Origin of the sequence: Dapis brunnea BLCC-M229 (assembly GCF_050015995.1) — a bacterium.
Lineage (GTDB): Bacteria > Cyanobacteriota > Cyanobacteriia > Cyanobacteriales > Microcoleaceae > Trichodesmium.
The window spans coordinates 41,028-50,307 of the sequence record NZ_JBNHEP010000310.1 but is presented as its reverse complement, the minus strand read 5'-3'; the positions used below and the strand labels follow the sequence as shown (position 1 = coordinate 50,307).

The following is a 9,280-nucleotide window of genomic DNA, read 5'->3' as shown; positions in this document are numbered from 1 at the left end:
AATAGTCTCCTCAGGAAACGATCGCTCAAATCTTTATCTAAAATCTCATAACTAAGGGAATAGGAGAAAATAAATTATCCCAATTTTTGTACTCCCTAAATCTACTATATCCTGACTGGTTACTCCCTACTCCCTTACTTTTTCAATTTCTTCCCTACTCCCTACTCCCTACTCCCTTATTTTCATAGCTAATGGGATAATTTTTTATTTGGAAGTCCCTAATACGTTGCAGTTAAATCAAAATAGATAGTCAGTTTTCTCCTGGGACGAAAAAGTAGGCTGTTAAGTTGAATTTTCAAAATAAATTTTACCCACGCGAATTAGAAGTTAAGTGTCAAAATTTAACTAAGACGTTTGAGTTAAACCAATAGTCTTCTCAGTCGGCGATCGCTCAAATCTTTATCTAAAATCTTATAACTAAGACGTTATAGTTTCAATCAAAGTATATAGTTAGTTTTCCCCCTGGACTGATAACTTATCAGAAATAGTATTTGCACACTACTGGACTTTTTTTGAGAAAATCACTACTTGTACACCACTACCTATTAATGTTTATTCAAATACTATTCTTTCAATCATCTATCTGACGAAACCAAAAGTTCAGCAAATATCTGATACATCTCTTTTGCCAATTTTTTAGGATTCCACAAAGGCGCTAAATTATCTGGATTTTTTGACTTTTGCAAATGCTCCCGCACCGAATTTCTTAAACCTAAATCTTGACCTAATTTAATTCCCCATTCTGTATATTCTTCCCAACTCCAAGCTACTCCAATATCGAGATTTACATTCTGCAAAAATGAGTAACCCATCCGAGATAAATATTGTTCGCCAGCTCTAGTTATTATCGGCAAATTTTCCCATAAAGCTTCTAAATTATGAGTACCACCATTATAAGGATAAGAATCTAACAAAACATCAGCTATCTGATAAATTGCTCGATGTTCTTCTTCTGTTTGAGTTTGCCCTAAAAAGATAATTCGATTAAAGTCTAAACCTAAATTTTCAGATTCTTGAAGATAGGTTTGATAAATTATATCTACATCTCCCTGACCTTTGCGAATTAATATACTTTCTGGAGTATGTTGCAAAATTTTTAGTTGAGCGCGTACCATTTCTGGATTAGTTTTTCGCCCCGGTGCTATACACAAATAAACCATTTTTTCTGAATCAATTCCGAGACTATTTCTAGCAGAATTTCTATCAACCGAACGACTATCAAACCCACCCACAGCTACAGATGTTTCTGGTAATCTCACTAATTTTTCTAGATAATGTTTTTCTCTTCCTTCAGGATGGGTATACCAGTCACATAAAAAGTAATTACTTTCAGAAATATAGGGCGCATCAAAACCTAACCAGGAAACACAAACTGGTGCTGGTTGTTCATGGAGAATATGTACATTTACTGGCAATGTCATTGAATCTAAATCTACTACTACATCTAACTTGTCTTCTAATATTTGTGTGGTAATTTCTTCATAGGATGGAAAGCCGTTAGGATACTTTTTCGGCCAATAAGTTTTGACTGACATTTGTTCAAATCTTTGAGTAATATCGTCTCTCTTCAACGGACCTGTAATATAGAGATGAACGTCTGGTGTAATTTGAGATAATTCTCTGATTAAAGCTTCACTACACCAACCTACTGAATGACGGCGAAAATGTTTGGAAAGGAATCCTATTTTTAAGGGTTGAGAACTAGAAGTATGAGTTTTTGGAGTTTGATAAATTTTGGGTCGATTTTGATAATATTGTTTAGCAATTAATTTGTAAAATTTAGCGTTTCCTTCTAAGTCATCCCGGAGGTGAGGAACAGCAAATAAGAAAATTTCATAGAGTAGTTTTATTTCTAGTTCACTAAAAGTTTCACAGCTTTGGTAACAGATTTTTTCTACTTCTGAAAGTTTGGAGTTTGCTAGGTCACTTACTCCCGACTGAAAGTAGGAGAATAAAAAGGCAGTTCCTGAAAGAATAGGGGCTATTTCTCCACAAGAATTACAAAAATTATCGGCTGCTTTTCTAGCTTGGGAGAGTTTAGTTGTATGGCTAAGTAAATCGCATAATTGTTGATGAGCTTCGACAAATTTTGGTTTAACTTCGATGGCTTTTTCAAATAAAGCGATCGCCTCTTCCATTTTTTCTTGTTTAATAATATGTCCGATGCGAGAGTATACTTCTGCCCAGTTTGGTTTAAGTTCTAATGCTTTATGATATTTTTCTAGTGCTGATTCTAATAATCCTTTATTAGAAAGTGCTGTTCCTAAGTTGGCATAAGCATCATAGGAGTTAGGGTTATATTTTATTGCTTCTTGATAATGAAATATTGCTTGGTCATAGTCACCTTTCAGCAATAAATTATTGGCTAGTTTTTCATGTAAATGTTTAAAGTCTGGATTAATTTTTAGTGCTTGCTGATAATAATTAGCTGCTGCTTCTTTATCCCCTTCTTTGCCTAAAATATTAGCTAGGTTGCTATAAGCTTCGGTATAATCTGGCTTGAGATTAATTGCTCTTTTATAACTCTTAACTGCATCATTAACTCTACTCAGTTTAACTAGAGTATTTCCTAATTTAAAGTGAAAGTCTGGCTCTACTATATCCTGTTGAATTTCTAATGCTTTTTCCCAAGCATCAAGAGCTTCATCAACCTTTCCTAAATATTGAAATAGTTTGCCAAGATTCCAATAAATACCAGCCAAACCAGGTTTTAAGTAAACAGCCTTTTGATAATGAAAAAGCGCTTGTTTATATTCACCTAACTGCAAATAGACACTACCAAGATTTCCGTGAACTTCTGCAACTTCCGGCTCAATTTCTAAAGCCTGACTATAAGCACGCAAAGCAGATTCTAAATTATTGTGTTGGTAAAAAGCATTTCCTAAAGTTACATAACATGGAGAATAATCTGGTTGAATTTTCAAAGCTTGTTTACAAGAGGCGATCGCTGATGCTAAATTTCCTTGTTTTAAGTCAAGGTTAGCTTGATTTATATAAGCTTCTGCTGCTGGAAATTTTAATAGTTTTTTGGGAAACTCTGACTCTAATTGTTGATATTCAAAAGTTGTAAACTTACCTGTTTTTTCCAGATTTTCTGCTACTGCATCTGGGTAAGATAAATTATCAGCAGTATTCTCAAAACTATCAAATTTTTGGTCTGGAATCAAATTGAAAGTAGCAGGTTGAATCCCATATTCTCCATCTGCTGCTGAAAAATTTAAGATTTTTTGGGGAAATTCTGACTCTGGTTCTTGATATTCAAAAGTCCTAACTTTACCTGTTTTTTCCAGATTTTCTGCTACTGCATCTGGGTAAGGTAAATTATCATAAGTATTCTCGAAAATATCGAATTTTTGGTCTGGAATCAAATTGAAAGTAGCAGGTTGAATCCCATGTTCTCCATCAGAAATAATAGCTTCTCTATTTTCTGCTCCTGTAAATTTTTCCTTTTCTATAAAATTCGTTGATTTTTCCTGAATTACTGAATCAATATATTCCTTTATATTCTGATGATTTTCCCCTGCTAATTTTTGCCATTCAGTGAATAATACCTCCAATTCATGCTCGGTAGTTTCAGGTTTTAGCAATTTATATAACTTGGCAAAAGCTTCCCAATAATTTGGTTGAATAGATAAAGATTTTTGATAATAATCAAAAGCTGGTTCAAGATTTGTATATAGAGCAAATACCTCTGCCAACTTGAAATAAGCTTTAGGATCTTCTGGTTTAAGTTCCAGCAAATTTTGATAACAATAAACTGCCCGATCGAATTCCCCTATCTGAGCAAATACATTTCCTAACATCAACTCCACAGATGCCAACTTTGGATTAATCTCTAAGGCTTTTTGATAATTTAAAATAGCTAAATTAAACTGCCTCTTTTTATAATAAACAGTGCCAAGATTAGCATAAACTTGTGCAAAATCTGGTTGAATATTTAACGCCTGATCGTAAGTATTAATTGCCTGTTCAAATAAATTATGACTTTGAAAAATATTCCCTAAAGTCAAATAAGCAGAAGCAAAATCTGGTTGAATTTTAACTGCTTCTTTGCAAGTAGAAATCGCTGCATCAAAATTTCCTTGCATCAAGTATACTTCAGCTAATTTCTTGTAAGCTTCGACATAATCTGGTTTAATGCTCAAAGCTTTTTGATAAGCAATCATTGCTGTATAAAGTTGCCCAGAATCTTTCAATTGATTCGCTGTGTTGAAATAATTTTCAGCTAACATTTTCATGGTAAACCCTTATAGGGTTAATACTTGAGAGTCCACTTAATTGTTTGTTAATTCTTGGTAATAACTAGAATAAGTTGATCTGAGTATTCCCTACTGTAATTAGTGCTTTTTTTTTAGGATGTTTTTGGCTGGATTTTTTAATTCTACAAACATCAAAACTCTACACTGAAAGCGAATGTGGGCCGTGTGGGTACGTCGCGTCAACTTCATATTCTCTACAGTCTAACAAGGAGTAATTTTCCATCCCAAGTGCTTCCCTAAACTTAGATTCAGTTTCCTGCAATAAAACTTGTGAAATAGACTTCCATTGCTCTCGACTCTCCCAGTAAACTATGATAATAACTTCATTACCTCTGTAGCTATCAAGCCAGACTTCTTTTCTTAAAAAACCCATTTGTAAAGCTAGGAAAGATGTCCAAATTTCTCGATCCTTTTGGAGAAATTCTTCTTTTGAATTCTCTTCAATCTTGAATTGTAGCCATTCAATTATCATGGTATTTGTAGCAATAGAGAAAAAAGCATACTTGACTTTAACCTGCCAATTAGTTTAGGTAAGTTAGACAGTGCTGATAATTCTATCTGGAGTATTGAAGGTATGATAACAGAACAAGACCCGACTAAATTAATGAAACAGCAAGTCGGCAAAGCTGCTGCCGACCGAATTAAATCTGGAATGATAGTAGGGTTGGGCACTGGGTCAACCACTGCCTACATGATTCAGTTTTTGGGGGAACGTCTCCAAAGTGGTCAACTCAAAGACATTAAAGGTATCCCCACCTCCTTCCAGTCAACCGTATTAGCTAAACAATATGGTGTACCATTAACTACTCTTGATGAAGTTGACCACATGGATATTGCCATTGATGGTGCCGATGAAGTTGACCCACAGAAAAATCTAATTAAGGGTGGTGGAGCAGCTCATACTCGTGAGAAAATTGTAGACTGTCTGGCAGAACAGTTTATTGTCGTAGTAGATAGTTCTAAATTAGTAGATAAATTGGGTTCTACCTTTTTATTGCCAGTGGAAGTTATACCCATGGCAATTACTCCTGTGATTCGGGCGATCGAAAAACTGGGTGGTCAACCAGAATTACGGATGGGGGTGAGGAAAGCTGGTCCGGTAGTGACTGACGAAGGTAATCTAGTTATTGATGTCAAGTTTGATTCTATTGATAACCCTGCGGAGCTAGAAAAAAGTTTAAATAATATTCCTGGCGTTTTGGAAAATGGTTTATTTGTAGGGGTTGCGGATGTAATTTTAGTAGGAGAAATTCAGGATGGGCAGCCAATAGTTAGGGAAATTTCGTGACATCCTCCCGACGCTGACCTCTACGAGTTGCAGCGCAGGCTTCCAAAATTGCTGTTAGACATTGCTGCCCTACGCCACTTATCCAGGCAGAATGCCCCCCACAGCGATACTTGAGAGCCAATTTCTTGCCCCCAGAGTCCCTGGGTACTAAGTTTGTCATAGCCTCGGTTACAGATTTCCTGTGCTGAAGCTATGTCTCTATCTGCTGAGTATTTGCATTCTGGATAACTATGCCATCTATCAGAGAGTTCCTTTCTTGCTTCCATGCGGCAGTTTGGACAAGTTTGAAAAGTTCCTTTGTGGTCTACTTGAGCAATGTATACTCCATTTGGGGAGTTTAATTTGCCATCCTGTAATTGGATTGACCCTGAATTGAGGAAACAATATGGATTTTATTTGTCCAGACTTTTTGAACCAGGGAAATCCATAACCTCTGTTTTGGAAAAAGTCCCAACCACGGTGCAATCTTCGGATAGTTGTCTACAATAGCAACAGAGGGAACCGCAGATAGTCCAGGAAACTCCTTCTTTGCCTTGGGGAGGTGTTGCTGTTGCTGATATCCAGGGAACGGATAATCAGAAGTTATGATATACTCACACTCCAAACTACATCTATCTATTGCTATTGAATACTTTCAAGGAAACAATCCAATCCTTGAGTTCTCGAAGAGCATAGCTATAAACATTACGACAAGTTTCGAGCTATTCATTCAATAACTCGACCTGTTTTTGGTCGGGATAAATTCGATAAGTGTAGTTGAGGGCGATCATAGCTCACATCTTGAAACTTGAAATATATAAAACCCGGTTTCTATACGAGACCGGGTTTTAATGTAACTAATGAACATTAGGAACAATCATTATTAGCTAAATTTGATATTCAAGGGGACTAATTTATTCTAGTAATTGTCTTTCCGCTTCCAAGATTTTAACTAAATTTTGATTTCCTTTGGCTCTAGCTGCTTCCAGGCGATGAGCCAATCTTTTTTCTACATTAGCTCTATGAACCTCATTCAACTTAACTAGGCTTTTTGGTGTATTTCTGTTCATCATGGACATTTTTTTTATCACCTTTACTGTAAACTTAACATTCTTAATTTAGCATAGCTAGCAAACATCAACCAGTTTAGGTGTTCAAAACTAAGCATTTTTATCAGCGAATAACCACACAGTAAAGAAGATTTTAGTAGGTTTTACTTTCTATATTTGTAGCAATTATCAAAAAAAATCTACAAAAAGTAACTGGAAAAATTATATCTCTAAGAAACCACTCCAAATCTATAAACATCTTTATTGATATTATTTTCATCTGTTTTTATTCTTTATTTGTAATTTTACTATTGTGGAATTACTTGATTAAAATCCTCTTATTAAGAAATATTGTTGAGTAAATATCGGAGATTTTTATCAAAACCTATATTAAACCCAAAATAATTAGTTTAAATTTTATTAAGAGATTATTTGTAAAGGAAATATAGTGTTTCTTAAATTGGTGAAATACAAAAGTTGTGTATTTTAAGGAACAGGTAAAAGGCAACAGGGAACACGGAACAGAGAAGATAAGAGGAAATAGGGAAGAGCAAAAATACTTCATTAAATAGTGAATGCACTACCCAAAGATTAAGGCAGCTAGAGTCCTTAATATTCTCTATATTCGGTGGGTTAAGGCGGACAATTAGTTTGGTAACTCACCATAAGTATTGTCACTTAGCCAACCCTACTGGACCGACACAGCTAATTTAGTACAAAACTTGTAGGGTACCTATTTACGGCTAAAATTTAGTATGTGTCGATCTACTACTAGTGTCTCTAGCTTGAGAATGTGGGTAAGTTTATAAAGGAATTTTTTGATATCTTTTCCTAGGTCAATACATAGAGATTCACACATTATTTTCCAGTCAAGAAAAATTCTGAGAAACTCCACACCAGATTCAACAGCTTTTCTCCAGAAAATAAAATTGGCCAGAGACTAATTAATAATTATTACCTAATAAAAAACCAAAAAATCTCTAGATACACGCTAAAATCCTCTACTGTAAAGGATTATGAATTAGCCAAAATTCTTAATTACACGAAAATTTCAAATTATCTAAAATGATAGATTTCTCTGACATTGCAGCTCAACTTAATGTGGGCACTATTCTTCCAGAAGGAATAGTCGTTATTACCCTGCTGGTAGTTCTCGTTGGAGACCTCATAGTGGGGCGTAGTTCAACTAAGTGGACTCCTTATGCAGCCATCATTGGCCTCTTCGGAGCAATTGTGGCATTGTATACCCAATGGGATAGTACCAATACCATCGGTTTTTTGGGAGGCTTTAATGCTGATGCTCTGAGTATAGTCTTTAGAGGCATTATTGCTCTATCAACAATTGCCACCATATTAATGTCAGTGGCATATATAGAACAAACTGGAACTCCACTGGGAGAATTTATTTGCATTCTACTCAGTGCTACCCTAGGGGCAATGTTTCTATCTGGAGCAGATGAGTTAGTAACGATTTTTATCTCTCTGGAAACTCTTAGTATCTCCTCTTATTTATTAACTGGTTATACAAAACGTGACCCTCGTTCCAATGAAGCAGCATTAAAATATCTACTTATTGGAGCTGCTAGTTCGGCCGTTTTTCTCTATGGCATTTCCTTGCTTTATGGTTTGTCCGGTGGAGAAACTCGGTTAACAGCGATCGCCTCTGGTATGGCGAATGGTGCTGGTGGTGGTGTGTCCCTAGCTCTAGTAATTGCCTTGGTATTTGCTATTGCAGGTATTTCTTTCAAAATTTCTGCTGTTCCTTTTCACCAATGGACTCCAGATGTTTACGAAGGTTCTCCTACTCCAGTTGTAGCCTTTCTCTCAGTTGGTTCTAAAGCAGCGGGTTTTGCCCTAGCTATTCGTCTTTTAGTAACAGCTTTCCCATTAGTTTCAGAACAGTGGCATTTTGTATTTACGGCTCTAGCTGTTCTAAGTATGGTATTGGGTAATGTAGTTGCTCTTGCCCAAACCAGCATGAAACGTCTACTTGCTTACTCATCTATTGGACAAGCTGGTTTTGTAATGATTGGTCTTTTGGCCAATACTGAAGCAGGTTACGCCAGTATGATATTTTATCTGCTGGTTTATTTGTTTATGAACTTGGGTGGTTTTACCTGTGTGATTCTATTTTCTCTGCGTACAGGTACAGACCAAATTAGTGAATATGCAGGATTATACCAAAAAGATCCACTTTTAACATTGGGATTAAGTCTTTGTTTGTTGTCTTTAGGTGGTATTCCTCCACTTGCAGGTTTCTTTGGTAAAATTTATTTGTTTTGGGCAGGTTGGCAAGCTGGATTATATTGGTTAGTTTTGTTAGGATTAATTACCAGTGTGGCTTCTATTTACTATTACATTCGTGTAGTAAAAATGATGGTAGTAAAAGAACCACAAGAGATGTCGGATGTTATCAAAAATTATCCTCCTATTCGCTGGAACCTCCCTGGTATGCGTCCTTTACAAGTAGGATTAATTGTATCAGTTTTGGCAACTTCTTTAGCTGGAATTTTATCTAATCCTTTGTTTACTTTGGCTAATAATTCTATTGCTAAAACTCCCATGTTACATTCGGCTTTAGTTCAGACTGTTGAAACTAATTCAGTGGCAAGTCACCTAGATTTTTCTTTGTCGTCAAATAATTAGTATTAGTTGTTTTAGCTCAGTAATTTAAGCATGATAAATGTTCGACTAAATTAAGTCGA

Annotated in this window: 7 protein-coding genes and 1 pseudogene; 2 read left to right on the top strand and 6 right to left on the bottom strand. The window is 35.6% G+C overall.

What is annotated here, in order from left to right:
* Positions 1–575: 575 nt before the first annotated feature.
* Together ACP6PM_RS35725 and ACP6PM_RS35720 are read right to left on the bottom strand one after the other, a co-directional pair.
* Positions 576–4,238, bottom strand: a complete 3,663-nt coding sequence (locus ACP6PM_RS35725; RefSeq protein ID WP_426591613.1) for a tetratricopeptide repeat protein — start codon at positions 4,236–4,238, stop codon at positions 576–578.
* 160 nt (positions 4,239–4,398) lie between these two features.
* Positions 4,399–4,731 carry a TIGR03792 family protein gene (locus tag ACP6PM_RS35720; RefSeq protein ID WP_426591612.1) on the bottom strand — a complete coding sequence of 111 codons (333 nt, stop codon included), beginning with the start codon at positions 4,729–4,731 and terminating at the stop codon, positions 4,399–4,401.
* A 102-nt stretch (positions 4,732–4,833) separates the two neighbouring features.
* Here ACP6PM_RS35720 and rpiA point away from each other — a divergent pair, with 102 nt between their 5' ends.
* Positions 4,834–5,547, top strand: a complete 714-nt coding sequence (gene rpiA, locus ACP6PM_RS35715) for a ribose-5-phosphate isomerase RpiA (RefSeq protein ID WP_426591611.1) — start codon at positions 4,834–4,836, stop codon at positions 5,545–5,547.
* Here rpiA and ACP6PM_RS35710 read toward each other — a convergent pair.
* From ACP6PM_RS35710 to pirA, 4 genes and pseudogenes are all read right to left on the bottom strand, one after another.
* Positions 5,531–5,707, bottom strand: coding sequence for a hypothetical protein (locus ACP6PM_RS35710; protein WP_426591610.1), 177 nt, complete (start codon positions 5,705–5,707; stop codon positions 5,531–5,533). The two genes, rpiA and ACP6PM_RS35710, sit on opposite strands and share 17 nt — an antisense overlap.
* A 73-nt stretch (positions 5,708–5,780) precedes the next feature.
* Positions 5,781–5,864: pseudogene (locus tag ACP6PM_RS35705) on the bottom strand (hypothetical protein); the annotation flags it as partial.
* Positions 5,865–6,248: 384 nt separating this feature from the next.
* On the bottom strand, positions 6,249–6,317 hold the full coding sequence (locus ACP6PM_RS35700) for a helix-turn-helix domain-containing protein (protein ID WP_426591615.1): 69 nt from the start codon (positions 6,315–6,317) through the stop codon (positions 6,249–6,251).
* A 123-nt stretch (positions 6,318–6,440) separates the two neighbouring features.
* Positions 6,441–6,605 carry an arginine synthesis PII-interacting regulator PirA gene (gene pirA / locus ACP6PM_RS35695; protein WP_293109497.1) on the bottom strand — a complete coding sequence of 55 codons (165 nt, stop codon included), beginning with the start codon at positions 6,603–6,605 and terminating at the stop codon, positions 6,441–6,443.
* Positions 6,606–7,643: 1,038 nt separating this feature from the next.
* On the opposite strand from pirA, the gene ACP6PM_RS35690 reads away from it, so the two are divergent.
* Positions 7,644–9,221 (top strand): NAD(P)H-quinone oxidoreductase subunit N, encoded by a 1,578-nt coding sequence (locus ACP6PM_RS35690; protein WP_426591614.1) that lies wholly within the window; start codon positions 7,644–7,646, stop codon positions 9,219–9,221.
* The last annotated feature ends 59 nt before the right edge of the window (positions 9,222–9,280 follow it).

Excerpts from the sequence above, each read along its gene's own strand:
- ACP6PM_RS35725 (WP_426591613.1), bottom strand. The coding sequence starts at position 4,238 with ATGAAAATGTTAGCTGAAAATTATTTCAACACAGCGAATCAATTGAAA.
- ACP6PM_RS35720 (WP_426591612.1), bottom strand. The coding sequence starts at position 4,731 with ATGATAATTGAATGGCTACAATTCAAGATTGAAGAGAATTCAAAAGAA.
- rpiA (WP_426591611.1), top strand. The coding sequence starts at position 4,834 with ATGATAACAGAACAAGACCCGACTAAATTAATGAAACAGCAAGTCGGC.
- ACP6PM_RS35710 (WP_426591610.1), bottom strand. The coding sequence starts at position 5,707 with ATGACAAACTTAGTACCCAGGGACTCTGGGGGCAAGAAATTGGCTCTC.
- pirA (WP_293109497.1), bottom strand. The coding sequence starts at position 6,605 with ATGTCCATGATGAACAGAAATACACCAAAAAGCCTAGTTAAGTTGAAT.